This is a genomic window from Chelativorans sp. Marseille-P2723 (assembly GCF_902809845.1).
Lineage (GTDB): Bacteria > Pseudomonadota > Alphaproteobacteria > Rhizobiales > Rhizobiaceae > Chelativorans.
Genome location: NZ_CADDWI010000009.1, coordinates 109,508 through 133,449, shown reverse-complemented (window position 1 = coordinate 133,449; position 23,942 = coordinate 109,508). Strand labels below are relative to the sequence as shown.

The window sequence follows — 23,942 nt, the reverse complement described above, 5'->3', positions numbered from 1 at the left end:
GTGGCTCAGCTTCATGCAAACGTATGGCCCTGCGAAATGCAAGCCTCGATTGCGCATCTGACTGCTTCATGTCAAGCTGGCGCAAGCGCGATTGTGCATGCGCTAGGTGGCTTCGGCGGCATTGAAGGTGAGTGCCAGGCCATTGATGCAATGACGTTTGCCCGTTGGAAGCGGTCCATCATCGAAAATATGGCCCAGATGACCCCCGCAGCGACGGCAGTGGCATTCAGTGCGCACCATGAAGAAGGATCGGTCTTTCTTCGTACCGATAGCTCCCGACAGGGACTCCCAGAAGCTCGGCCAGCCCGTGCCGGAATCGTATTTCGCTTCCGAGGAATAAAGCGGCAGGTCGCAGCCGGCACAGTGGAAAATGCCGGCCCGCTTCTCGCCATTGAGCGGGCTCGAATATGCCGGCTCTGTCACTTCTTGCCGGAGTACCGCATATTGCTCGGGCGAAAGGATCGCGCGCCATTCCTCGTCGGGTTTCATGATTTCGAACGTCGCGGCGGTGGCACCGCCGCCCGGACTATTGCGCATGAAAAACCCGCTGCCCGCAAGCGCGGCAAAAGCGCCAGCTCCGCCATAAAGGAAATTGCGCCGTTTCATGGGGCACCTCCTCCAGGCTCAGGGTAGATGTGCCGTGCACATACGGCAAATCAACGGCTCGTGAGGCTGCGCGCCGCGTCGAATAGCGCACAGCCATTTGCGTGCACCGGCGAATGCGATATGAGGGCGGTGGGACGATCAAGACCGGGACCCTGATATGCCGCAAGTCACCGAAACCGCCGAGGCCCAGGCGCAGTTCCTTTCTGCTGCGCTGCCCTACATGCAGCGTTACGAGAACAAGACCGTAGTTATCAAATATGGTGGCCACGCCATGGGGGACGCCGCGCTCGGCCGCGCCTTCGCTCGCGACGTCGCGCTTCTTAAACAGTCAGGCGTAAACCCAATTGTGGTTCATGGCGGCGGACCGCAGATCGGTTCCATGCTCAAGCGCCTGGGCATTGAATCCAAGTTCGAGAACGGGCTGCGTGTTACGGATCAAAAGACCGTGGAGATCGTGGAAATGGTGCTCGCGGGCTCCATCAACAAGGAGATCGTGGCACTCATCAATGCAGAAGGGGAGTGGGCCATCGGCCTTTGCGGCAAGGACGGAAACATGGTTTTCGCCGAGAAGGCGCGCAAAACCGTTACCGACCCGGATTCCAATATCGAGCGCGTTCTGGATCTCGGCTTTGTCGGCGAACCCGTGGAAGTTGACAGGACCTTGCTCGACCTGCTCGCCCGATCAGAGATGATCCCCGTCATCGCGCCGGTGGCACCGGGGCGCGACGGCCACACCTACAACATCAATGCCGACACCTTTGCGGGCGCCATTGCCGGGGCCGTGAGGGCTACGCGGCTCCTCTTCCTGACTGACGTGCCGGGCGTGCTTGACGGCCAGGGCAAGCTGATCGACGAGCTTACGGTGGCCGAAGCGCGCGCATTTATCAAGGATGGAACCATTTCCGGCGGCATGATACCCAAGGTGGAAACCTGCATTGAAGCCATCGAGCGCGGGGTGGAGGGCGTTGTCATCCTGAACGGCAAGACCGCCCATGCAGTGCTTCTGGAGCTCTTTACCGAACACGGAGCGGGAACGTTGATCGTTCCATGAGGCGCTACAAAAGCACCAGCGCGATAATGCCAGCGACGATGAACAAACATCCCGCAATTTCCGTCAAGTTGATCTTTTCGCGGAAGAAGTAGACGGAAGAGGCGAAGGTGAAGATCATTTCGACCTGCCCGAGCGCCTTTACCACCGCCGCCTGCTGCAAGGTAGAAGCAGAGAACCAGCAGAAGGAGGCGGTAGCCCCGACCAGGCCCACGAAAAGCGACGTCTTCCACGCTTGCGCGATACGCGTGAGCTCGCTACGGTCTTTCAGGTAGATCCATGCCAGCATCGCCACGGTCTGAAAAAGGATCGTGAAGAACAATGTGGTGGCTGCCTGCATCATGAAATTTGGTCCGCCCAGGGAAAGGGAGGCGGCGCGGTAGGAAACCGCGGCGATGCTGAAGAGCGTGCCCGAGGCAAGCCCTATCAACGCGTTTCGGCTCACAAGCGAAGAAAAGAGGTTGCGCCAGTTCATGGGCAGGTGCGCGACTGAGATAAGCATCACGCCGACGACGGTGATCGCGATAGCGACCAGCGTTGCATGGCCGGCTACATCGCCCAGGAAGATGAGGCCGAATACCGCCGCTTGCGCAGGCTCTGTACGCGAATAGGCGGTGCCGACTGCGAAATTGCGGAAGGAAAAGAGGTGGACGAGAAGGAAAGTGGCGGCGATCTGCCCTAATCCGCCGAGAATCACCCAGAAGAAAAACACAAGGTTGAATGAGGGAAAGGAAAAGTCCGCAACCTTGTGCAAGCCCACCAGGAAAAGGGCGGCAAATGGCAAGCCGAAGCCGAAGCGTACGAAGGTGGCCCCCGTGGTGCCCATCACGCCCTTCAGGTGTTTTTGCGCTGCCGACCGGAGATTTTGCAGGAAGGCGGCAGTAAGCGTGAGAGGTATCCAAAGTTCCATGGAAGGACCGAAAACGAGGGGCAGCAGGTGCAGGGTGAAGACTTAGCCGCCTAGCGGTTCGGGTGCAATATCCGTGCAATATATCGTTGGCGCACAAAGATGTTTGGAAGTAAACTGCAAAACCGACATAAAAGGCCATGACCAATCAGCCAGACCCAAGCCGCTTCGCCCATGTCACTGACTGGGTGTTCGATCTCGACAACACGCTCTATCCGCCCGAAAGCAATCTTTTTTCACAGATCGATGTACGGATGACCACCTATGTTTCGGAGCTTCTGAAACTACCCCGGGAGGAAGCGCGCGAGCTTCAGAAGGAGCTTTTCCGCAGCCACGGGACGACACTGCGCGGGCTAATGGACCGTTATGAGGTCGACCCGGACGACTTCCTGGAGAAGGTGCATGATATTGATTACTCTTGGCTCAAGCCGAATCCGGCGCTCAAGGAGGCGATCGAGGCGCTGCCAGGCCGCAAGTTCATCTTCACTAATGGCAGCCGCCGTCACGCCGAGAGTGCGGCAAGGCAACTCGGCGTTTCCGACCATTTTGAGGATATTTTCGACATCGTCGCGGCCGGCCTGCAGCCCAAACCGGCAAAGGAGAGCTACGACCTCTTCGTCTCCCTCCACGAAATTGTCGGGCCGAATGCGGTGATGTTCGAAGACATAGCTCGCAATCTGCGCATTCCCAAGGAACTCGGCATGACGACCGTGCTCATCGTCCCGCAGAACTTTGGCCCAACTTACTCGGATATCTGGGAGCGTGATCCGGAGCAGGACGATGAGGTCGATTACGTCACAGACGATCTTCCAAAGTTCCTAAGAGCTGTGACCGGGAGCTAGTCGTATTCCAGCCTGAAAAATTCGCTTTTCTGGCCGAATCTGCGGCAGGGCGCCAAGGCCCCGCCGCAATCACCAAAGGCAGATGGCAGGCTAGTGATCGTGCTCGTGACTATGCTCGCCGCGCCCGGCGCGGGCTGAACGCACTGGCAGGGAAAGCTCCACTTCGCCTGTCTTCTCGAACACCAGCGTGACCGGCACCTCGCCGCCTTCCACGAAGGGTTCTGCCACGTCCATGAGCATGAGGTGCAGCCCGCCGGGCTCTAGTGCCACGCTTCCGTTTGCCGGAATTTCAAGTCCGCCTTCTACCGGGCGCATCACCATCACATCATCCACGACCTCCATCGTGTGGATCTCGACCTTGCCCGCGGCTGGGGATGCGGCCGAAACCAGGCGATCTGCCTCTTGGCCGTAATTCTCGATGGTCATGTAGGCGCCTGCCGTTGGTTGGCCGGGCAGCATTGCCCGCGCCCAGTGATTGGTGATGCCGATATCCCCCACCATGGCTTCGGCTACGCTCTGGTGGTCATGGCCGTCTGCAGCGCCTTCTGCGGTCAGAATGGTCAAAACGGGAGCGGGACGCTCGACACGCGCATCGGAAGTGGGAATCTCGGTCCATGGCTCCTCGCCGGATGCGCAGGTTTGGACGGCTGGAAAGTACAGCTTCTGGCCCGGTTCGACCCCCGCTAATGTACCATGCAGCACAAACTCGTCGTAATGCGCGTCGGAAAGGCTCCCGCCGTGCCACGTGACGGCTTTTGGTCCGGAGTCGACATCGTCGCCGTGCAAGCGGTAGGTGCCGGCATAGGCGCCTTCCTCGATCTCGATCTCCCAGCCTGGCTTGGGCATCGGCTTTACACCGATGAAGCCTTCGGGGATCTGGACGCGCAGGGACCGGGTTGCTTCACCGTCGCAGCCATGGGGAACGCCGAGCACCGCCTTGAATGTGCCGGGTGCAGCTTCCTTCTGCTGCAGGGAAATGTGGGCGGTCGCCGCGACCGTCGATGCGCCACAGAGTGCCGATGCGGCAAGCGCGGTAAGAATGATTCTGCACATGATCAGTACCTTTTTCTCTCCTCGATTTCATGAGGCCGGCGCGCTGGCCGGCGGCTTATGCTGCGAGGGGAGGGGCCCTTATCGAGGGCAGGGCATGATCGCCAGAAGGCGGTACGGGAACTCCTGTCCTGTCCGGCTTCTGCCTGATGGCATCGGACGAGACAGGTAGGCTCGGTGGTTGGGCCGGAGGCGCCAGCGCTGCGGAAAGGGCACAAAGGTGGCCGGCCGGGCAGAATGGGCAATCCGGCTTCTGTTGCTTGCTCAACGGAGCGGCCAGAGCACTCGCTTCGTGATTGCACAGGATGAGAAGAGAGGCGAAATCCGCATTGCGAGACGCCGCCCATGGCTGGAGCAGGTTGAGGACGAGCGTCAGGGTGGCAGCAAACGCAAATAGGCCGCGGTCTTGCCGCATTGCCGCAAACATGCTCCTCGATGACTTGCCGCCGCTTGCCATGATTCTGTTTAGCGTACAGACCTTCGCAACGCCAGATCACCCAGTCTGCGACACGCGAGCGCGGTTCCCGCCATTAGGGTGTGGCCGCCGCTAAAGCTCATAGAATGCAGCGATATGCGACCATGCTTCGTCCGCCGTATCCACGAAGGTAATGAGTTCGTCATCGCCCGGCGAGATCGTACCCTGCTCGGCAAGGTAGCCAAGGTCAACGGCGCGATGCCAAAATTCCTTTCCGAAGAGGATGACAGGCACCCGCTCCATGCGGCCGGTCTGGATGAGGGTGAGCGTCTCAAACAGTTCATCCAAGGTGCCGAATCCGCCGGGGAATACCGCCACCGCCTTTGCCCGCATCATGAAGTGCATCTTGCGGATTGCGAAGTAGTGGAAGTTGAAGCAGAGTTCCGGCGTCACATAGAGGTTGGGCGCCTGCTCGTGCGGCAGAACGATGTTGAGGCCGATCGAGGGAGCGCCGCAATCGGCGGCACCGCGATTGCCCGCCTCCATGACGCCGGGTCCGCCCCCTGTCACCACCACATATTCACGATAATAGGTCTTGGCCGAATGCTCGGAGCACAGCCGCGCAAACTGACGTGCCTCCTCGTAATAGCGGCTGTTCTTTTCAAGGTTCTGCTTCTGCACCTCGTTCTTGGCCGCCCAGGCGTCGCCCCCCGGCTCTGGAATGCGCGCGCCGCCAAAAAGAATCACTGTCGAGCGGATGCCGCGGCCCGCAAGCGCCATTTCCGGCTTCAGAAGTTCAAGCTGAAGGCGCACGGGCCGTAGCTCGCGCCTCGTCATGAAATCCTCGTCGTCCCAGGCGAGCCGGTAGGTTGAAGATCGCGTCTGCGGCGTATCGGGTACGCTGCGCGCCCGCTTCAGGTCTTCGTCTGAATGGGGTAGCGGCGTCCAGCTATTCTTTTCATCTGGATTCATGCGATTCCTGTCCCGTCCTTCTCGCGCTTTGCGTTCATCGCGTGATTGACCCCTTTCAGCGCTTCGCATAGGGTCCGCGCCGGTTGCCGCGGGCCTGATGGCCCTTATAGCGGGAGCCTTTTAATACCTTGTGTAGCGGAGCGTCCATTGATGAAAAGCCCGGATCTTGCCGTGCTGGAAAAGACGGTGACGCAAGCGTTTGACAACCGCGACTCCATCGCGCCGGAAACACGCGGTGAAGTGCGCGAAGCCGTGGAAGAAGCGCTCCATCTGCTCGACAGCGGCGCGGCACGGGTAGCCGAGCCGCAGGCGAATGGCAACTGGCACGTAAATCAGTGGCTGAAGAAAGCCGTGCTGCTTTCATTCCGGCTAAACCCGATGCAGATCATCAAGGGCGGCCCGGACGAGGCTGCCTGGTGGGACAAGGTCCCCTCTAAATTCAACGGATGGGGCCCGAACGAATTCGTGAATGCTGGCTTTCGCGCGGTTCCCGGCGCGATCGTCCGTCATTCAGCCTATATCGCACCCGGTGCGGTGCTCATGCCGTCATTTGTCAATCTCGGGGCCTATATAGGGCGTGGCACAATGGTGGACACCTGGGCGACGGTCGGCTCCTGTGCGCAGATCGGCGAGAATGTGCATCTTTCCGGCGGCGTGGGGATCGGCGGGGTTCTGGAGCCCATGCAGTCCGCGCCGACCATCATCGAGGATAATTGCTTTATCGGCGCGCGCTCGGAGGTGGTGGAAGGCTGCATCGTCCGTGAGGGCTCGGTTCTGGGCATGGGCGTCTTCATCGGCCAGTCGACCAAGATCGTCGATCGGGCAACCGGCGAGATCTTTTATGGTGAGGTACCGCCCTATTCAGTGGTGGTTGCCGGCACAGTCCCAGGCAAGGCTGTTCCTGAGCTCGATTGGGGGCCAAGCCTCTACTGTGCCGTCATCGTCAAGCGTGTGGATGAGAAGACGCGCGCAAAGACCTCGATCAACGAACTTTTGAGAGACTGACGCCAGCGTCGGCGAGCATGGGGCACAGGCTTGGACATAAAGACTTTCATCTGGCTCTTCTTCGGTCTTTCGGGGCGGATCAGCCGCCTGGTCTACTTCTTGGCAAATGTGTTCGCGGGCCTTTTTCCGCTTTTTGCAATTTACAGGCTCTCGCTCATTCCAGAGGGTGACAGCGCGGCCTCCGGCTGGCTGCTTTTCTTCTGGTTCTTCGCCATCGTCGGGCTGTGGTCCCAGCTTGCGCTGGGGGTAAAGCGCCTGCATGATTTCGACAAACCGGGCATCCTCGCTGCAGCGCTCTTCGTCCCGGTATTTGCCTTCTTCGTACTCGTCATCCTGTGCCTTTATCCCGGCGACTCCGGCCCTAACAGCTATGGCGAGCGCACCAACGCGCCGAAATGAGGCGTGTGGGGCGTGACAGCCCAATTCGCGTCTAGTAACGATTCTTCATCATGAGCCTTCCCGTGGACCCTGCCGCCAATCTCGCGGTCCTGATTCGATGTCCCTCCGTCACGCCGGCGGAAGCGGGGGCACTTTCGGCGCTTGAAGCAATGCTCACTCCTCTTGGGGCGCGGGTTGAGCGGCCGGTATTCCAAGAGAAAGGAATGCCAGAAGTTGAGAATCTCTATGCGCGGATCGGGAAGGTAGGTCCGCATTTGATGTTCGCCGGCCACACCGATGTGGTGCCGCCTGGCGACGAAAGCGATTGGTCCCATCCTCCTTTCGCGGCCGAAATAACCGACGGGGAGATGTTCGGCCGCGGGGCGGTGGACATGAAGGGCGCAATAGCCTGCTTCGTGGCCGCGCTGGCCCGTCATGTTGCCAGACACGGCTCTCCTCGCGGTTCCGTTTCCTTTCTCATCACGGGGGATGAGGAAGGGCCGGCTGTAAATGGCACGGCAAAGCTGCTCGAATGGGCCGCGGCGCGACGCGAACGCTGGGACGCATCGATCGTGGGCGAGCCCACGAATCCGGATCGCCTTGGCGACATGATCAAGATCGGGCGACGCGGATCGCTTTCGGGGACGCTTACCGTGAGGGGTAAGCAGGGGCATGTTGCGTATCCTCATCTGGCCAATAATCCGGTGCCGGGACTGATTTCACTTTTGGAAGCCTTGCTCCTGTCGCCATTCGACGAAGGCACGTCGGATTTCCCGCCCACCAATCTGGAGATCACGTCCATCGACGTTGGCAATCCGTCAGTCAATGTGATCCCCGCCCGCGTCACAGCTTCCTTCAATGTACGGTTCAATGACACCTGGGACGCAGCAAGCCTCAAGTCAGAGATTTTGAGGCGCCTGAAGCAGGCGGCGAAGAAAAACCGGTTGCGCCCGGGCCGCGGCGAGCCGATAGCCTTTGAGGTCCATTGGCGTGACAGGCCCAGTCCGGTATTCTTGACGCGTAACGAAAGGCTGATCGAGTCATTATCGGGGGCCGTAGAGGCGGTGACGGGACGCCGGCCTGAGCTTTCCACTTCGGGCGGCACGTCCGACGCTCGCTTTATCAAGGATTACTGCCCGGTGGTCGAGTTCGGACTGGTAGGCAAGACCATGCATATGGTCGATGAAAGGGTGGCCCTTGCGGATCTGGAAATTTTGACCCGCATTTACGAGCGGTTCCTGGAGGGATGGTTCGGCTGATGCCTTCGGGTGAGGAAGTACAGCAATATCTGACCGGCGTCTGGCAGATGATGTTGGGGCGGTCGGAAGGCTTGTCGCTGCTCGACCTGTCGGTAGACGGGTTCTGGAACTCTTTCTACGCCATTATGGTCGCGCTGCCCGCGCTTGTGGTGGGCTGGGTAGCCATCGCGAACAGCGTGTCCTACGCGGTCTATTTCGAGGTACGATTTGCGATCCTGCTTCGACTCTTTATCGTGGATATGGGCGCCTGGGTCCTTCCACTTGCAGTGCTTGGGGCCATTAGCCGTCCGGCCGGCATTGCCTCACGCTTCGTACATTATGTAGTGGCCAGCAACTGGGCCTCCGCCCTGTTTGCCTGGCTCATGCTGCCTTCCGCGCTCCTGCGCCTGTTCTGGCCAGGCGCGCAAGAGCTCACCTTGTTCGTTTCGATCGTCCTCTTCATCGCGTCGCTCGTCCTTTCGTGGCGGCTCACCATAATTGCGATCGGCCGGGGCCTGGCAACCGGTAGCGCCGTCTTCCTGGGTATGCTGGTTACCTCAATTACGGCATTGATGTTGCTGCAGGAGCTGCTGGGCCTCGACTTTCAATAATCCACGCGGACGAGATAAAGCCCCTGCGGTGGGGCCACAGGACCGCAGGCCGCCCGGTTGCGTGCCTGCAGGGCGGCTTCGACGTCATCGGCGCTCCAGGTGCCTTCCCCCGCCTTCTTGAGCGTGCCGACCAGCGAGCGCACCTGATTGTGCAGGAATGAACGGGCTGAGGCACGGATCTCGATCTCATCGCCGAGGCGGCTGACTGCCAGCCGATCGAGCGTTTTGACCGGGCTTTTCGCTTGGCACTGGATGGAGCGGAAGGTGGTAAAGTCATGCCGGCCAACAAGGCGGCACGCTGCCTCCTGCATGGCTTCTGCGTCCAGCTTTTTCGGCACGTGCCAGACCTTGCCGTGCTCCAGGGCGGGCGGTGAGCGGCGGTTGAGAATACGATAGAGATAATGACGGGCGCGAGCTGAGAAGCGGGCATCGAAGTCTTCTGCTACCGGAACCGCGGCAAGTACGGAAATGGTCTCGCCCGCCATGGCCAGATGCGCATTGGCGGCATCGCGCACCGTGTCAGGCGGAAAATCGCGAAAAAGATCGAAATGGGCTACCTGGGACAGCGCGTGAACCCCGGCATCTGTGCGTCCGGCGCCGTGCAACGTGACTTCTTCGCCGGAGAAGGCGGCTATCGCCTTTTCAATGGCCTCCTGCACGCTCATCTGCCCCGCCTGCCGCTGCCAGCCGACATAAGGGCTGCCGTCATATTCGATATCGATGCGATAGCGCGGCATCTTCAGCCGAGTTCGCCGAAGGCGGGCGCATATTCAAGTTGTCCGGTGACGGGAGCTTCGCCCCAGGCCAGCGCCTGCAATGCCGTGCCCTGGAAAACGCTCGTGAAACCTTGCGCACGTGCGTGGCGATAGCCAGCCCGGCCGTAATAGGCCGGATCTCCAAGGACCACTGAGAGCCTCTCTCCTGCCGCTTGTAGCCGCATATGCGCGTCTTCCATGAGGGCCAGCCCAATGCCCTGCCGCTGATGTTCCGGGTGGACGGCAAGGGGAGCCAAGGCTACGGCGGGGAAAGCCGCCTCAGAACCGCGCACGACAAGCCGCGAGAAAAGGATGTGGCCGCGAATCTCCCCATTGCGCTCGGCAACGAGCGAAAGCACGACCGCTCCCGAATTCCTGAGCGCATCCACCAGCCTTGCTTCGGCTTCTCCGCCAAATGCCTGTACAAGAAGGGCGCGGATGGCATCACGATCCTGTGGCTTCTCAGGTCTGATGATGATTGCGCTCATTTGATGCGGGCTCCCTTCTGGAGCTTGGCGCCTCGCAGAAACTCCTTGGCCGGGAGCACCTTGCCGCCTGCCCGCTGCAATTGCAGGAGACGCACTGCGCCCTCGCCGCAAGCAATCGAAAGCGCTTCATCCAGAACTTTGCCTGGGGTGCCGCTTCCGGATGAAAGAGAAGAACGCAGGAGCTTCACACGTTCCATTTTCCCCGAAACCGGCATCTCGCCCCAGGCGCCGGGAAAGGCCGAAAGGCCGCGGATATGATTGTGCACTTGTGGGGCCGGTAAGGTCCAGTCGACGCGTGTCTCCTCTTTACCGATTTTCTTTGCATAGGTTACACCCTCGCTGGGCTGCGGCCTCAGTTCCAGCGCGCCTTCTTCAAGCCGTGATATAGCACGGCACATCAGCCGTGCGCCGACTTCCTTCAGAATGTCGTGAAGTTCGCTTGCCGTCATGTCCGGACCTATGGCGACCCTCTCAGTCATGGCTATAGGCCCGGTATCCAGCCCTTCGTCCATCTTCATGACCATCATGCCGGTTTCGCGATCTCCGGCCATAATGGCGCGCTGTATAGGGGCGGCACCGCGCCAGCGCGGCAGGAGGGAAGCATGGCCATTATAGGCGCCAAGCCGCGTCCCCTCCAGGATGGGGGCGGGCAGAAGAAGACCATAGGCCACCACCACCGCCGCATCGGCCTTGAGGGCGCGGAAAGCCTCTTGCTCTACTTCTGACCTGAGCGACGTTGGCGTGCGCACTTCGATGCCGCGCTGCTCGGCCGCTCGATGCACAGGGGATTTGGTGAGTTCGAGCCCGCGTCGGCCGGCAGGCCGGGGAGGCTGAGAGTAAACGGCGATGACTTCATGGCCGGTTTCGGCGAGAGCATGAAGCGTCGGCACGGAAAATTCCGGCGTTCCCATGAAGACGAGGCGAAGTGGCATAAGGCCTCCCTTTGCGGATGGGCCTGTTTAGCCGACCATCCGTACAGGCGGACGCTCTTTGGCGAGCTTCCTGAACCTGCGCAGCACGATGTCGCGCTTCAGCTTCGACAGGTGGTCGATGAAAAGAACGCCGTTCAAATGGTCGATCTCGTGCTGGAGGCAGGTGGCAAGGATGCCGCTCGCTTCCACGGTCTGCTGCTTTCCGTCCAGATCGATATAGTTCACCGTCACCTCGGCCGGCCGCTCCACCTCCGCATAGTAATCGGGAATGGAGAGGCAACCCTCCTCATGCACGTTGCGCGCATCTGAACGCGCCATGATCTCGGGATTTATGAAGACCTGAGGATTCTTCGGCTCATCCTTCTCCGAAACATCGAGAACGAGCATGCGAACGGGTTCGCCCACCTGGATCGCGGCAAGGCCGATGCCGGGCGCATCATACATGGTCTCCAGCATGTCGCTGGCCAATTGGCGTACCTCGTCGTCCACGCGCTCCATAGGTTTTGATACCTGGCGCAGTTTCGGGTCGGGCAGGATGATGATCGGACGAACGGTCATGAGCGTCAGGTAATCGTTCGCTGTTGGGGCGTCAATATGAGAGATGCTGCGTCGCTGGGAGGTGTTCACGTTTTGGTCTTATGCTGCCGAGCCGAATCGGCTAGGCTTCCGGAATGATCGAAGCAGCGTCCCTATTTTCCATACCGGTTGTCCAGCTCGGCGCAACGATAATTTCCCTTGGCGAGCTCCTGGTAGCGACGGGAGGGCTGCTCCTCGTTCTGGTATTCTGGCTTGCTCTTTCCCTCTGGCGCCTGTCCAGCGCTCGAACGCTGGCTGAGGCGGAAGCAGCCGGCCGAGCGCGGGAGGCGGAGGCGCGTCTTGCGGATCTTGCGCGGACACAGGCCGAGCTTCAGGGCCGCATGGGAACGATTGCCGAGGTATTCGGGGCGCGGCAGGCGGAACTGACCAAGGCGCTTTCGGAGCGACTGGACGGAATGTCATCGCGCCTCGGCCAGTCGATCACGGAGCAGACCAAGGCCACGCACGAGAATCTCGCCAAGCTGCAGGAGAGGCTTGCCGTCATCGATACCGCACAAAACAACATCCAGTCGCTCGCTGGGCAGGTGGTTCAGCTTCAGCAGATTCTGTCCAACAAACAGACCCGCGGCGCATTCGGACAATCGCGCATGGAGGCGATAGTCGCCGATGGCCTGCCCTCTACGGCCTATAGTTTTCAGGCAACGCTCTCGAATGGCACCCGCCCGGACTGCATGATCAAGATGCCGAACGGCGCGCCCTCGCTCGTCATCGACGCCAAATTCCCGCTGGAAGCCTGGAACGCCATCCGTGCGTCAGAAGGAGAGGGCGCCGAGGCTCGCAAAGCTGCGGAAGCTGCATTCCGCCGCGACGTCGAGGTGCACATCAAGGCAATCGCGGAGAAGTATCTCCTGCCCGGCGAGACGCAGGATACGGCTTTCATGTTTGTGCCGTCGGAATCGATCTTCGCCGAAATTCACGAGAATTTCGAAGCGCTGGTGCAGCGGGCACATCGGGTACGCATCGTCATCGTCTCACCATCTCTGTTGATGCTTTCCATCCAGGTGATTCAGGCAGTGCTTAAGGACGCGCGCATGCGCGAGCAGGCGCATCTGATCCAGGCCGAGGTGATGAAACTCATGCAGGACGTGGCGCGGCTCGATGACCGTGTGCGCAAGCTGCAGACCCATTTCCTCCAGGCAAACAAGGATATCGACCTGATCCTTACCTCCACCGACAAGGTGACGAAGCGCGGCGCGAAGATCGAAGCGCTCGAACTCGGCGCTCCTGACGGCAAGGGCGTTGCGGATGACAAGATGGCGGACGACAACCGCGCAGTGCAGGGTTCGGGTTCCCTAAGGCTTCGGGTAGTGGAGGAATAGGAAGGCGAGGTAGCCTTGTTCCTCGCAAACGGGCATGCAGGCCAGATAGCGCTTCGGCGTAGACTGAAGAAACTCCGGGAGAAGCGGTTCCGGTTTGAAATTGAACCTAGTCTAAACCTGCCTGCAAGGCAGCAGCCATTTCCGCGATGAGCCTGGCGTCTTCTCCGGTGCGCTCCTTCCTCGCGGCCACGAGACAGGCTTCAGAGCGCAGGATCACCCCGTCATCCAACACCTTGAGGTGATTTGCTCTTAGCGTGGAACCGGTGGTGGTGATGTCGACAATGATGTCGGCGGATCCGGCTGCCGGAGCGCCTTCAGTAGCGCCGAGGCTTTCCACGATGCGATAGACTTGGATGCCATGCTTCTGGGAAAAGAACTGCTGCGTAAGGCGCCAGTATTTCGTGGCGATCCGCAGCCGCCGACCATGTCGCTGCCGGAAATCAGCGGCGACATCATCAAGATCGGCCATGGTGGAGACATCGAACCAGACTTCCGGCACGGCCACGACCACATCAGCACGGCCGAAACCGAGACGGGCGGCAATTTCCGCGCGGGTTTCCCAATCGGTCATCGTTTCGTGCACGAGGTCCTCGCCGGTCACCCCGAGATCGATATTGCCGCGATCCAGTTCCCGCGCGATCTCCGAAGCAGAAAGGAAGGTTACTTCCAGCCCGTCGATCCCTTCGACATGGGCGCGATAGCGGCGCGCATCGTCTGGCAGGCAGATGGGATAGCCAGCTTCGCGCAGACGCTCCACCGCAGCATCCTTCAGCCGCCCCTTGGAGGGAAGCGCCAGCGTCACACTCATGGCGTCTCCCCCCTCAAGGTCGCGACGCGGTCAAGCCAGATCGAAAATCCGACTCCGGGAATGGGCCTTTCGGCACCAAGCAGCGTCAAAAGCCGGTCGTAACGTCCGCCGCCGGCAAGTGCGGCTGGTAGACCGTCCGCGCCGATCTCGAATGTGAAACCGGTGTAATAATCCAGCGGCCGGCCAAAACGCGCATTGTAATGGAGACTATCCAGCGGCAGCCCTTGGGCGGCGATGCGATCGGTGCGTAACGTGAACGCTTCAAGGGTATCGTCGAGCACGATGCTGGTCTCACGTGCAAAGGTAGCAAGGCATTCACCCGCAGAGTTTAGCGGCACGCGGATGGCAAGGAAGGATTTCAGCGCCGCCAGTGCTTCCTGTGAAAGCCGGACGCTCCTCAGGTCTGCCTTTTCCAGAAGCCGCCGGGCGATTTCCGAGGGAAGTCGGCCCGCAGAGGGCGAAAGGCCGGTGGCCTGCATCGCCTCCTCGATGTGCCGCGTCAGCTCCTCTTCGTCCCCTTGCGCCACGAGGCTTGCAACCTCTCGCGGCAGGTTCGCAACCGTCTGTGGATTGGCGAACTCTTCGATGGCGGTCTCCAGAACGGCGGGAGAGCCAAAGGCGCGCGCCAGCCGCTTGCGCCAGCCCCGCGGCAGGCCGAGGGCGGAGAGCACAGCCGCTTGCGCCAGCCCCGCGGCAGGCCGAGGGCGGAGAGCACGGCCTCGAAAACGGCCTGATCGCCCACGGTCACCGACAGCGAGCGCCCGGGCAGAATCCGCGCCAGTATGGCGTGGGCATCGGCCAGCGAGCGGGCATCCGCATCCGCCTCGTTTTCAGCACCCAGGTCCTCGATGCCTGCCTGGAAGAACTCTGGCCCTCCCTCGCGGCGCTGGCGGAACACCTCACCCAAATAGGCATAACGGCGCGGCGTGCTTGCGCGCGTTGCAATGTGGTCGAGACAGACCGGAATGGTGAATTCCGGCCGTAGGCATAGCGCCTGACTGGTCTCGCTTTCTGTCAGGAAGATGCGGCGGCGCAAATCCTCCCCGGCCATATCGAGGAAGGGCTCGGCCGGCTGGAGAATGGGAATATCTATGAGTCCCGCCTCGCGCTCGGCGAAGAGGTTTCGAATTTCGGGAGCGAAGGAGGGGTAGCGTTTGGTCATGAAGGCAACGTCATGCGCCCGCGCGTTCTTTCGCCTGCGCCTCAAGCACCCGCCTTACCGCGGCGACCATTTCGCCTTCGGGAACGGAAAACTGGGCGGGCCGGGCCTGTCGCCACGTGACATTATCCTCGATCTGCTCGGAAAGGCGCTTGCCTTCCACAAGATCCTTGATCTGCACCTCACCCTTTTCGCGCTCGTCGCCGCCTTGAATGACGACGCAGGGGCTGCCGCGCCGGTCGGCATATTTCACCTGCGCCTTGATGCCGGCCCCACCCAGATACATTTCGGCACGGATGCCCGCATTCCGGAGCTCAGAGACCATGCGCTGGTAGCGCCCAAGGCTTTCGATATCCTTGTCCATGACAAGGACGACAACCGGGGCTATCGTGTCGGCGGTTTCCAGCTTGCCAAGGTTCTTGAGCGCCGTCATGAGGCGGGAGACGCCAATTGAGAAGCCTGTGGCGGGCACCGGCTCTCCCCGGAACCGCGCCACCAGGCCATCGTAGCGGCCACCGCCACCAACAGAGCCGAAGCGCACGATCTGCCCTTCTTCATTTGGAATTTCGGCTAGCAATTCGGCTTCGAAGACGGGGCCCGTGTAGTATTCCAGGCCGCGGACGACGGACCTGTCCACGACAACGCGATCCTCACCGTAACCCGCGGAGCGAACCAGACTTTCGATGTCCGACAGTTCAGCGAGACCATCACGAAATGACTGGCTGTCCGGTATTGCCTTGTTTTCCTCCGGCTCGCCGGTTCCGGGTCTTGCCGTTGCGAGCAGAACCGCTTCGACCTGCGAGTCGTCCAACTCAGCACCTTTGGTGAAGTCGCCGCTTTCATCCAACCGGCCCTTGCCGAGAAGCTCTCGCACGCCGTCAGCGCCTAGGCGGTCAAGCTTGTCGATGGCGCGCAGCACAGTTAGTCTGCGCCCGGCATTTTCATCCCCGCCGAGTCCGATCGCCTCCAAAACGCCATCGAGCACCTTGCGGTTGTTGACGCGGATGACGTAGTCGCCGCGCGCAATGCCAAGCGCTTCCATCACATCGGCCATCATCATGCACATCTCGGCATCGGCAGCGACGGAGGGCGCGCCTACCGTATCGGCGTCGACCTGCATGAACTGGCGGAAACGTCCCGGCCCCGGCTTCTCGTTGCGGAACACCCAGCCAGCGCGATAGCTGCGATAGGGCTTGGGCAGCCGCTCGAAATTCTCTGCCACGAAACGGGCGAGGGGAGCGGTCAGGTCGTAGCGCAGCGATAGCCATTGCTCGTCGTCATCCTGGAAGGAAAAAACGCCCTCGTTGGGGCGGTCCTGATCGGGCAGGAACTTGCCCAGGACATCCGTATATTCGATGAGCGGCGTCTCTACCGGCTCGAAACCGTAGCGTTCGTAGACGGCGCGGATCTTCCCCACCATCTCCTCGACCGCCCTTATGTCAGCCGGATGGCGGTCGACAAGTCCGCGCGGGAGCCTTGCCTTCACCTTTTCCGCCTTGCCAGCCATGCTGAATTCCTACCTGCTGTGAGAAAAATACTGCCCGTCGGGCGTGGCGCTGTCCTATCGCATAAAGGGTGGAAGCGGCAAGGGCGCGGTGCCCTTGTCTTCTGCACTAGCCGACGATGCGCAGGTTGGAAAGCTCGTCAGCGATCTCCTTGAACTTATCGGCCAGATCCGCGCCCGTCGCGTTCCAGAACAGCTTTGCAGGCTGCCCGGTTTCAGGATCCTTGCGGAAGCGGGATTCGGAGGCGCAGGCCTTTAGAGCATCGATCTGCTCCCGCTCGTCCGTTTTCGCCAGGCTGAGATCGAGCGCCACGGTAATGAGAATGATGTCGTTGTTCTTGGCGTTATTGCACAGGGTGGCGAATTGCTGGTTCATTGCCCTGGTGTAATTGGTGTTTGAGTAGTCGTTCCGGTTGACGCTCGTTCCGGCAAAGATGCGTCCCGTTTTGGCATAGCCATAGTTGGAATAGGTCGAGCGGTTGTTGGCAAGATCCGTTCCGCCCAGCGATTGCGGCGTGTAGTAGGTGTTGGCGCCGTCCGTCAGCACGATGACGACCTTGTCGTTGCCCCTTTCATTGTCCGGCCTGCCCTGCGTAAAGGGCGCACTGCCGGAGACCACCCGCCATCCCCAGGCGAGCCCTTCCGGGACGTTCGTTGCTCCATCCGCACGCATCCCGTTGATCGCATTCGTTATTACTAAAAGCCCGGCCGGAATGGTGACATCCGTCAGTGGCGTAATAGGCGTTGTCGTGCAGCTTTGATTGGGGCCTTTGCCATTGGGGATGGAGACCGTCCCGGCTGTGTAATATTTTTGCATATAGGTCTGGCGGTAGGCCATGTTCGAGTTTTCGGTCTCGTCTGGAAGCCAGCTATTGTAGGACGATGTCGTGGTCGTGCGTCCCCTTCTGTCAGTCGTAACCCGTTCTGGTTCGTCGGGCGCGAACATGGGCACGAACAGCGTCTCCGGAATGCTCGGGTTGGCCGGCGCGTTGTTGAGATTGTAGGGGTAGGGCCGCATTTCAACGCAACCGCCCCACGAGACGGAAGCGTTCTTTTTCCTGACGTCTGCGAATAGCTCGAAACGGGACATCACACGGCCTCGCTCCTGGCCCCAATCTGTGCCGGTTTTCCTGTAAACCCCGCCTGCCTTCTCCACCTTCCTGCCCTCGGGCATGGTGCTCCAGTCGAAGTTTTCGTGGTGGACCGGTGACAGCCCCTCCTTATCCATCCAGTCGGCATCTGCATGGCCGGGGCCCACATTCACCGAGGCTGCGAAGGGCACAAGCCCGAACTGAACCGGCTTTGCCACCTGCTTCATCATGCCGGCCTGTGCGGCCAGGGTGCTGACGAGTTCCTTTGCGGCGTCCTTCAGAAGATCGAGGCGTTTTCTACCGGAGCCGGAGCCCCTCTGGTCCATGGAACCGGAATTGTCGAGCACCAGCGCAACTTCCAGCGTGTTTTTCAGGCGGATCTCATTTTGCACATCGAGCTTTATCTTCGTACTAGCCGTCTTCTCACCCAGAAGCGCCTTGAGAACCGGGTAGAAGGTAGGCGTATAATCGAGATCGGCGCTAAGCTTCAGCGTGCCGCCGCCGGCATGGTTGCCGGGCAGAACTACGTTGAGCCGCGCATTCTCACGCACCACGGGCGTGAGATTGGCGTCGAAGAAATCCTGCGCGTAGGCCAGCACTTCGGCATCGCTCGCGCCCTCGGCAATACGCCGAGCGGTGGCGATGCCTGCCGCATCCAGCGCATTCAGCGTCGCCTGACGCTGGCTGCTCATTTCTGCGTAGTCCACCGCAATGGCCAAGCCTCCCATCAGGGGTATCATGACCAGCGCCGTCAGCATCGCGTAGTTTCCGCGCCGGTCGTCGCGAAATTTGCGGAACATGTGCGCCCCCGTGACATGCAACCAGAAGGCGGTTCTACCAGTTCGGGGGATGAACACTTTGCTATTTTCTGAGGCTGAAGGCTGAAATCTTCCCGGCTGGTTGATCCACGGTTAACGGTAAGCTGGCCCGAAAGCGGGTGACAGCCGCCCTCCCATCGGCTAATCCCTCGCCTGTTCCTTGATGGCAGCCGGGGCCAGAGAGAGGTTTCAGGAGCATCATGCCAAAGCTACCAGCCATGATTGACAGTCTCGATGTGTTTGCCGAGCCTTATGAAGTGATCCTGTGCGACGTCTGGGGGGTGGTGCATAACGGCATCTCAGCCTTTCCGGCTGCCGTGAAGGCGCTTCAGCGTATGCGCGAAAAGGGCAAGGCCGTCGTGCTCATCACCAACGCGCCCCGTTTGCGCGATGCGGTGGAGGAGCAGCTGCAACGCCTTGGCGTGCCACAGGACAGTTACCACCGGGTAGTTACCTCGGGGGACGTGACGCAGGAACTGGTGCGGGAAGGGCCGCGTCGGCTTTTCCATATCGGCCCCGAGCGTGACCTCAGCTTCTTCGATGGGCTCGATGTGGAACTTGTGGAGGAGTTCGAGGCGGATGGCGTGGTCTGCACCGGTCTTGAGGATGACGAAACCGAGACACCGGAGGATTATGCGGATCTGCTGCGACGGCTGCGCGCGCGTAATCTTCCTTTCATCTGTGCAAATCCGGACATCGTAGTCGAGCGTGGGGACAAGCTGATCTTCTGCGCCGGCGCGCTTGCGCGCGAATATTCGCTGCTTGGAGGGCGCACGCTGATCGCCGGCAAACCGCACCGGCCCATCTACGATGCGGCGCTCGCCTCCGCGGAGGAGGTGCTGGGTCGCCCCGTCGCGCAGGAAAAGGTGCTGGCAATCGGCGATGGCATCTTGACGGACGTGAAGGGTGCCGCCGCCTTGGGCATCGACGTTCTTTATGTCACGGAAGGCGTTCACGCGAGCGAGTACCGCGCAAATGGCAGGCTCGACCCTGAGCGGCTTTCCGACTTTCTGGCGAAGCACGGCCATTCAGCCGCGGCATTGATCGAACAATTGCGGTAGAGCGGCAGTGGAAGGCTTCCGGCGCTGTATCGGACTCGACGACTTTCCCGCTGCCCTGCGCGGCGGCGTGGTGGCCATCGGCAATTTTGACGGGGTTCATCGTGGGCATCAGACGGTGCTTTCCAATGCGCGCAAGCTGGCAAGGAAGGAAGACTTGCCTGCCGTCGTGCTGACATTCGAGCCTCATCCGCGCAGCATTTTCCAGCCGCAGGCCCCAGTCTTCCGGCTCACCCCTGCATCCCTCAAGGCACGCCTCATCGCTGCGCTTGGATTCGATGCCGTCGTCGAACAGCCTTTCACACGCCACTTTTCGCAAATCGCACCGGACGATTTCGTTGCCGCTGTGCTGATGGAGGGGCTCGGTGCGCGGCATGTGGTGACGGGGCAGAATTTTCACTACGGAAAGAATCGCGGCGGCACGCCCGACGCTCTTGCCCAAGCCGGCAGCGCAAGAGGATTTGGTGTGAGCGTCGTTGAGGCTTTCTGCGACGAGAGTGGCGGCATTGTCTCGTCGACCCGCGTCCGCGCCGGGCTTGCGCAAGGGAATGTTTCGCAAGCGGCAGCGCTATTGGGTTACCGCTTCACAGTGGAAGCAGAGGTAGTGCGAGGCAAACAGCTCGGCCGAACGCTTGGCTTTCCGACAGCGAACATGGCGCTCCCGAATGAGGTCACGTTGCGCCACGGCATCTATGCCGTGCGTTTCCGCCGCGCTGACGGCAGACTTCATGATGGAGTCGCAAGTTTTGGCCGCCGGCCGACGGTGGATGAGGCGGGCCAGCCGCTTCTGGAAACGTTCATCTTCGATCTCAACGCCGATCTTTATGGGGAAACTTGTTCTGTCTCCTTCTTTGGCTTCCTGCGAGAGGAGGAGAAGTTCGAAGGGCTTGATGCTATGGCCGCACAAATGCAGCGTGACCAGGCGGAAGCACGTGCGCTGCTGTCGGGCATCCGCCCATTATCAGAACTGGACCTGGCGATTGCCTTCTAGCAAGCGCCGCCCCCTTCGGCGACAATCGCCCCTTTATTCTTCCTCCGCTCTCCGCTAAAAGCGCGGTCATGATGAAGAGCGCCGGTTTCACACGGACTGCGATACGAATTATCGGCCCGGCCTTCCGAGCGGCGTGAGGCCGCGGAAGGTCCGGGATTTTCCGCGCCCTGCTGGGCGCGTTCCGTCTCTTGATACAGGTTGTCCGCGCAGGCCACCGCGGCCGCGCGCTTTCCACGGCGATACGATGAGCGAAACTTCCGAAAAGCTGGATTATTCCGAGACCCTCTTTCTGCCTAAGACAGAATTCCCCATGCGGGCCGGCCTGCCGCAGAAGGAACCGGAAATAGTGGCCCGCTGGCAGGATATGGGGCTTTACAGGAAGCTGAGGGAAAACGCGAAGGGCCGCCCGCTCTTCGTGCTGCACGACGGGCCGCCTTATGCCAATGGCAACATCCATATCGGCCATGCGCTCAACAAGATTCTGAAGGACGTGATCACCCGTTCCTTCCAGATGCGCGGCTATGACTCCAACTATGTGCCGGGTTGGGATTGCCATGGCTTGCCCATTGAATGGAAGATCGAGGAGGAGAACTACCGCGCCAAAGGCAAGCCGAAGCCGGATCTGAGCGAGGCTGCGGCGATGATCGAGTTTCGTAGGGAATGCCGCGCCTATGCCGAGCACTGGATCGAGGTTCAGTCGGAGGAGTTTCAGCGGCTGGGCGTCGTTGGTGATTTCGAAAATCCCTATCTCACCATGGATTACCATGCCGAAGCTCGCATAGCCGGCGAGCTTCTGAAATTCGCCATGTCCGGTCAGCTTTATCGCGGCTCAAAGCCGGTTATGTGGTCTGTGGTGGAGAGGACGGCGCTGGCCGAAGCCGAGGTCGAGTACCATGACTACGAAAGCGACACCGTCTGGGTGAAGTTTCCTGTTGCGGCTGTCGGTGGTATCGGTCGCGATGCAGGTGATGCGCACCTACAAGAACTCATGGACGCCTTTGTCGTCATCTGGACGACAACGCCGTGGACTCTTCCGGGCAACCGCGCGATCTCGTATTCGCCGCGCATTTCCTACGGCCTTTATGAAGTCACGGCGGCGGAGAACGTTTTCGGCCCGCGGCCGGGCGAGAAGCTGATCTTTGCGGACGCTTTGGCGGAAGAGTCATTCGTCAAGGCCAAGCTGGAGTACAACCGTCTGCGCGACGTCAGGCCGGAAGAACTTGCCGCACTTGTCTGCTCCCATCCGCTGAAGGGCTTCGGCGGCGGCTATGAATTTCCCGTCCCGCTCCTTCCCGGCGAGCACGTCACCGACGACGCCGGTACGGGCTTCGTTCATACGGCGCCCGGCCACGGACGCGAGGACTTCGATACGTGGACCGACCACGCGCGCGAGCTTAAGGCGCGCGGCATCGATCCGGCGATTCCCTTCACTGTGGACGATGCCGGCTTCTTCACCAAGGATGCGCCCGGCTTCGGCCCTGGCCGCGAGGGCGGCGCTGCCCGTGTGATCGACGATAAGGGCAAGAAGGGAAATGCCAACAAGGCGGTCATCGACGCGCTGATCGAGAAGGATATGCTCTTCGCCCGTGGGCGACTGAAGCACCAGTATCCGCATTCTTGGCGTTCGAAGAAGCCGGTAATCTTCCGCAACACGCCGCAATGGTTCGTCCATATGGACAAGGAACTGGGGGACGGCACCACGCTCCGGTCCCGCGCGCTCAAGGCGATTGACGAGACCCGCTTCGTGCCTCCCGCTGGACAGACACGGCTCAGGGCCATGATCGAGGAGCGGCCCGACTGGGTGCTCTCTCGCCAGCGCGCCTGGGGCGTGCCCATCTGCATTTTTGCCGATGAGGATGGCAAAATCCTCAAGGACGACGCTGTCAACGCTCGGATCCTGGAGGCGTTCGAGGCCGAGGGCGCAGATGCCTGGTTTGCCGAAGGCGCACGCGAGCGCTTCCTGGGCCCGCGCGCTGACGAACCTTGGCGGCAGGTTACGGATATTCTGGACGTCTGGTTCGATTCCGGCTCCACCCACGCCTTCACGCTGGAAGACCGCCCGGACCTGAAATGGCCGGCCGACGTCTATCTGGAAGGTTCGGACCAGCATCGTGGCTGGTTCCATTCCTCGCTGCTGGAATCCTGCGGCACGCGCGGCCGGGCGCCTTATGACGCGGTCATCACCCATGGCTTCACCATGGATGAGGAAGGCCGCAAGATGTCCAAGTCGTTGGGCAATGTGGTGGTGCCGCAGGACGTGATGGCGAAATCCGGCGCCGATATCCTCCGGCTCTGGGTAGTCACCACAGACTATTGGGAGGACCAGCGCCTCGGCGGCAACGTGCTGCAGACCAACGTCGACGCCTACCGCAAGCTCAGGAACACCATCCGCTGGATGCTCGGCACGCTCGCTCACGACGAGGGAGAGGAGGTGCCGCTGGAGAAGATGCCCGAGCTTGAAAGGCTGATGCTGCACCGGCTTTACGAGCTCAACCAGCTGGTGCGCAAGGGCTACGACAATTTCGATTTCAAGCGGGTGATGCGCTCGCTGCTCGATTTCATGGTCGTGGAGCTGTCCGCATTCTATTTCGATGTGCGCAAGGACGCGCTTTACTGCGACGCTCCTTCGAGCGAGCGTCGCAAGAGTGCGATAAAGGTGGTGCGCCATCTCTTCGAATGCCTGGTAACATGGATGGCGCCGATGCTGCCCTTCACCATGGATGAGGCATGGCTCGAGCGCTATCCCGACGCGGCATCCGTCCATCTGGCACAGTTTCCGCAGGTGCCGGAGGAGTGGCGCAACGATCAGCTTGCCGAGAAGTGGCGCAAGATACGGCAGGTGCGCCGCGTCGTAACCGGCGCGCTGGAGGTGGAACGCAGGCAGAAGACCATCGGGTCCTCGCTTGAAGCCGCGCCGGTGGTCTATCTGGGAAGCGGGCTTGCTGGCATCTTCGAAGGGCTTGATGCGGACGAGATATTCATCACCTCGGGCGCGGAAATGCGCGAAGGGGGGAGCACCCTTGCTATTGATCATCCGGATATCGGCGAACCGGCAAGATGCTTCGTCGACGAATCGGTGGGCCCGGAAGTCGCGGTGGTGTTTCGCAAGGCGGAGGATCTTGGCCTGCGGAAATGTGCCCGTTCCTGGCGCTACACCGCCGATGTGGGAGCCGATGCGGAATTTCCCGACGTATCGGCGCGGGATGCTGCTGTCCTTCGTGAGTTGAAGGCACTTGGCCGCTTCTAGCTGGCTGCCGTTGCGTCGATGCAGGCGGTCCGGTAAAAGCGGCAGCTAACGGCGCCATTATCTCGACGGATTTCCGGGCGAGAAAGGGGCGATTCGGGGCAAA

At 60.8% G+C, this 23,942-nt stretch carries 21 protein-coding genes and 1 pseudogene; 10 read left to right on the top strand and 12 right to left on the bottom strand.

From position 1 onward, the window contains the following. Positions 1–102: 102 nt before the first annotated feature. Positions 103–606, bottom strand: a complete 504-nt coding sequence (gene msrB, locus HUS57_RS08020; RefSeq protein ID WP_173932541.1) for a peptide-methionine (R)-S-oxide reductase MsrB — start codon at positions 604–606, stop codon at positions 103–105. Positions 607–763: 157 nt separating this feature from the next. Here msrB and argB point away from each other — a divergent pair, with 157 nt between their 5' ends. Continuing rightward, entirely contained in the window at positions 764–1,657 is an 894-nt protein-coding gene (gene argB, locus HUS57_RS08015; RefSeq protein WP_173932539.1) for an acetylglutamate kinase, read from the top strand. Positions 1,658–1,661: 4 nt separating this feature from the next. Here argB and HUS57_RS08010 read toward each other — a convergent pair whose 3' ends face one another. Continuing rightward, positions 1,662–2,564, bottom strand: a complete 903-nt coding sequence (locus HUS57_RS08010; protein ID WP_173932537.1) for a DMT family transporter — start codon at positions 2,562–2,564, stop codon at positions 1,662–1,664. A 137-nt stretch (positions 2,565–2,701) separates the two neighbouring features. Between HUS57_RS08010 and HUS57_RS08005 the strand changes: the two genes are divergently transcribed. After that, the gene (locus tag HUS57_RS08005) at positions 2,702–3,403 is read left to right on the top strand and encodes a pyrimidine 5'-nucleotidase (RefSeq protein ID WP_173932535.1); all 702 of its coding nucleotides are present in this window, start codon (positions 2,702–2,704) and stop codon (positions 3,401–3,403) included. Positions 3,404–3,493: 90 nt separating this feature from the next. On the opposite strand, the gene HUS57_RS08000 is transcribed toward HUS57_RS08005, so the two are convergent. After that, positions 3,494–4,456 carry a DUF1775 domain-containing protein gene (locus tag HUS57_RS08000; RefSeq protein ID WP_173932533.1) on the bottom strand — a complete coding sequence of 321 codons (963 nt, stop codon included), beginning with the start codon at positions 4,454–4,456 and terminating at the stop codon, positions 3,494–3,496. Positions 4,457–5,000: 544 nt separating this feature from the next. Further along, on the bottom strand, positions 5,001–5,840 hold the full coding sequence (locus HUS57_RS07995) for an LOG family protein (protein ID WP_173932531.1): 840 nt from the start codon (positions 5,838–5,840) through the stop codon (positions 5,001–5,003). Positions 5,841–5,990: 150 nt separating this feature from the next. On the opposite strand from HUS57_RS07995, the gene dapD reads away from it, so the two are divergent. The 4 genes from dapD to HUS57_RS07975 are packed head-to-tail and all read left to right on the top strand — an operon-like array spanning position 5,991 to position 9,072. Continuing rightward, on the top strand, positions 5,991–6,845 hold the full coding sequence (gene dapD, locus HUS57_RS07990; protein WP_173932529.1) for a 2,3,4,5-tetrahydropyridine-2,6-dicarboxylate N-succinyltransferase: 855 nt from the start codon (positions 5,991–5,993) through the stop codon (positions 6,843–6,845). Between the two features lie 30 nt (positions 6,846–6,875). Next, on the top strand, positions 6,876–7,244 hold the full coding sequence (locus HUS57_RS07985) for a DUF805 domain-containing protein (RefSeq protein ID WP_173932527.1): 369 nt from the start codon (positions 6,876–6,878) through the stop codon (positions 7,242–7,244). Positions 7,245–7,294: 50 nt separating this feature from the next. Beyond that, positions 7,295–8,482 carry a succinyl-diaminopimelate desuccinylase gene (gene dapE / locus HUS57_RS07980; RefSeq protein ID WP_173932525.1) on the top strand — a complete coding sequence of 396 codons (1,188 nt, stop codon included), beginning with the start codon at positions 7,295–7,297 and terminating at the stop codon, positions 8,480–8,482. Continuing rightward, on the top strand, positions 8,470–9,072 hold the full coding sequence (locus HUS57_RS07975) for a transporter (protein WP_246727800.1): 603 nt from the start codon (positions 8,470–8,472) through the stop codon (positions 9,070–9,072). Before dapE ends, HUS57_RS07975 begins: the two co-directional genes overlap by 13 nt. Here HUS57_RS07975 and truA read toward each other — a convergent pair. Genes truA through def form a run of 4 tightly spaced genes read right to left on the bottom strand, consistent with a single transcriptional unit; the run spans position 9,066 to position 11,805 of the window. Continuing rightward, complete coding sequence (truA, locus tag HUS57_RS07970) at positions 9,066–9,809, bottom strand: tRNA pseudouridine(38-40) synthase TruA (protein WP_173932523.1); 744 nt, start codon at positions 9,807–9,809, stop codon at positions 9,066–9,068. The genes HUS57_RS07975 and truA overlap by 7 nt on opposite strands. 2 nt (positions 9,810–9,811) lie before the next feature. Then, positions 9,812–10,315 (bottom strand): N-acetyltransferase, encoded by a 504-nt coding sequence (locus tag HUS57_RS07965; RefSeq protein ID WP_173932521.1) that lies wholly within the window; start codon positions 10,313–10,315, stop codon positions 9,812–9,814. Continuing rightward, positions 10,312–11,247, bottom strand: coding sequence for a methionyl-tRNA formyltransferase (fmt, locus tag HUS57_RS07960; protein ID WP_173932519.1), 936 nt, complete (start codon positions 11,245–11,247; stop codon positions 10,312–10,314). Before fmt ends, HUS57_RS07965 begins: the two co-directional genes overlap by 4 nt. A 27-nt stretch (positions 11,248–11,274) precedes the next feature. Then, complete coding sequence (gene def / locus HUS57_RS07955; RefSeq protein WP_173933224.1) at positions 11,275–11,805, bottom strand: peptide deformylase; 531 nt, start codon at positions 11,803–11,805, stop codon at positions 11,275–11,277. A 113-nt stretch (positions 11,806–11,918) separates the two neighbouring features. Between def and rmuC the strand changes: the two genes are divergently transcribed. After that, positions 11,919–13,163 (top strand): DNA recombination protein RmuC, encoded by a 1,245-nt coding sequence (gene rmuC / locus HUS57_RS07950; protein ID WP_173932517.1) that lies wholly within the window; start codon positions 11,919–11,921, stop codon positions 13,161–13,163. Between the two features lie 106 nt (positions 13,164–13,269). Here the strand turns inward: rmuC and hisG are convergent, their stop codons facing one another. The 4 genes and pseudogenes from hisG to HUS57_RS07930 form a co-directional block, all read right to left on the bottom strand. Then, positions 13,270–13,971: an ATP phosphoribosyltransferase gene (gene hisG / locus HUS57_RS07945; protein ID WP_173932515.1), complete on the bottom strand. Its 702-nt coding sequence runs from the start codon at positions 13,969–13,971 to the stop codon at positions 13,270–13,272. Continuing rightward, positions 13,968–15,133 (bottom strand): annotated as a pseudogene (locus HUS57_RS07940) (ATP phosphoribosyltransferase regulatory subunit). The gene hisG and the pseudogene HUS57_RS07940 overlap by 4 nt, the downstream one beginning before the upstream one ends. 10 nt (positions 15,134–15,143) lie before the next feature. After that, positions 15,144–16,637: a histidine--tRNA ligase gene (gene hisS, locus HUS57_RS07935; protein ID WP_173932513.1), complete on the bottom strand. Its 1,494-nt coding sequence runs from the start codon at positions 16,635–16,637 to the stop codon at positions 15,144–15,146. Between the two features lie 106 nt (positions 16,638–16,743). Next, positions 16,744–18,525, bottom strand: coding sequence for a TadE/TadG family type IV pilus assembly protein (locus HUS57_RS07930; protein WP_173932511.1), 1,782 nt, complete (start codon positions 18,523–18,525; stop codon positions 16,744–16,746). A gap of 218 nt (positions 18,526–18,743) precedes the next feature. On the opposite strand from HUS57_RS07930, the gene HUS57_RS07925 reads away from it, so the two are divergent. The 3 genes from HUS57_RS07925 (at position 18,744) to ileS (ending at position 23,839) form a co-directional block, all read left to right on the top strand. Next, positions 18,744–19,604 (top strand): TIGR01459 family HAD-type hydrolase, encoded by an 861-nt coding sequence (locus tag HUS57_RS07925; RefSeq protein ID WP_173932509.1) that lies wholly within the window; start codon positions 18,744–18,746, stop codon positions 19,602–19,604. A 7-nt stretch (positions 19,605–19,611) separates the two neighbouring features. Next, positions 19,612–20,592, top strand: coding sequence for a bifunctional riboflavin kinase/FAD synthetase (locus HUS57_RS07920; RefSeq protein ID WP_173932507.1), 981 nt, complete (start codon positions 19,612–19,614; stop codon positions 20,590–20,592). 244 nt (positions 20,593–20,836) lie between these two features. Continuing rightward, the gene (gene ileS / locus HUS57_RS07915; RefSeq protein ID WP_173932505.1) at positions 20,837–23,839 is read left to right on the top strand and encodes an isoleucine--tRNA ligase; all 3,003 of its coding nucleotides are present in this window, start codon (positions 20,837–20,839) and stop codon (positions 23,837–23,839) included. The last annotated feature ends 103 nt before the right edge of the window (positions 23,840–23,942 follow it).

Coding starts and splice junctions, on each gene's coding strand:
- msrB (WP_173932541.1), bottom strand. CDS start 606: ATGAAACGGCGCAATTTCCTTTATGGCGGAGCTGGCGCTTTTGCCGCG.
- argB (WP_173932539.1), top strand. CDS start 764: ATGCCGCAAGTCACCGAAACCGCCGAGGCCCAGGCGCAGTTCCTTTCT.
- HUS57_RS08010 (WP_173932537.1), bottom strand. CDS start 2,564: ATGGAACTTTGGATACCTCTCACGCTTACTGCCGCCTTCCTGCAAAAT.
- HUS57_RS08005 (WP_173932535.1), top strand. CDS start 2,702: ATGACCAATCAGCCAGACCCAAGCCGCTTCGCCCATGTCACTGACTGG.
- HUS57_RS08000 (WP_173932533.1), bottom strand. CDS start 4,456: ATGTGCAGAATCATTCTTACCGCGCTTGCCGCATCGGCACTCTGTGGC.
- HUS57_RS07995 (WP_173932531.1), bottom strand. CDS start 5,840: ATGAATCCAGATGAAAAGAATAGCTGGACGCCGCTACCCCATTCAGAC.
- dapD (WP_173932529.1), top strand. CDS start 5,991: ATGAAAAGCCCGGATCTTGCCGTGCTGGAAAAGACGGTGACGCAAGCG.
- dapE (WP_173932525.1), top strand. CDS start 7,295: ATGAGCCTTCCCGTGGACCCTGCCGCCAATCTCGCGGTCCTGATTCGA.
- HUS57_RS07975 (WP_246727800.1), top strand. CDS start 8,470: ATGGTTCGGCTGATGCCTTCGGGTGAGGAAGTACAGCAATATCTGACC.
- truA (WP_173932523.1), bottom strand. CDS start 9,809: ATGCCGCGCTATCGCATCGATATCGAATATGACGGCAGCCCTTATGTC.
- HUS57_RS07965 (WP_173932521.1), bottom strand. CDS start 10,315: ATGAGCGCAATCATCATCAGACCTGAGAAGCCACAGGATCGTGATGCC.
- fmt (WP_173932519.1), bottom strand. CDS start 11,247: ATGCCACTTCGCCTCGTCTTCATGGGAACGCCGGAATTTTCCGTGCCG.
- def (WP_173933224.1), bottom strand. CDS start 11,805: ATGACCGTTCGTCCGATCATCATCCTGCCCGACCCGAAACTGCGCCAG.
- rmuC (WP_173932517.1), top strand. CDS start 11,919: ATGATCGAAGCAGCGTCCCTATTTTCCATACCGGTTGTCCAGCTCGGC.
- hisG (WP_173932515.1), bottom strand. CDS start 13,971: ATGAGTGTGACGCTGGCGCTTCCCTCCAAGGGGCGGCTGAAGGATGCT.
- hisS (WP_173932513.1), bottom strand. CDS start 16,637: ATGGCTGGCAAGGCGGAAAAGGTGAAGGCAAGGCTCCCGCGCGGACTT.
- HUS57_RS07930 (WP_173932511.1), bottom strand. CDS start 18,525: ATGTTCCGCAAATTTCGCGACGACCGGCGCGGAAACTACGCGATGCTG.
- HUS57_RS07925 (WP_173932509.1), top strand. CDS start 18,744: ATGCCAAAGCTACCAGCCATGATTGACAGTCTCGATGTGTTTGCCGAG.
- ileS (WP_173932505.1), top strand. CDS start 20,837: ATGAGCGAAACTTCCGAAAAGCTGGATTATTCCGAGACCCTCTTTCTG.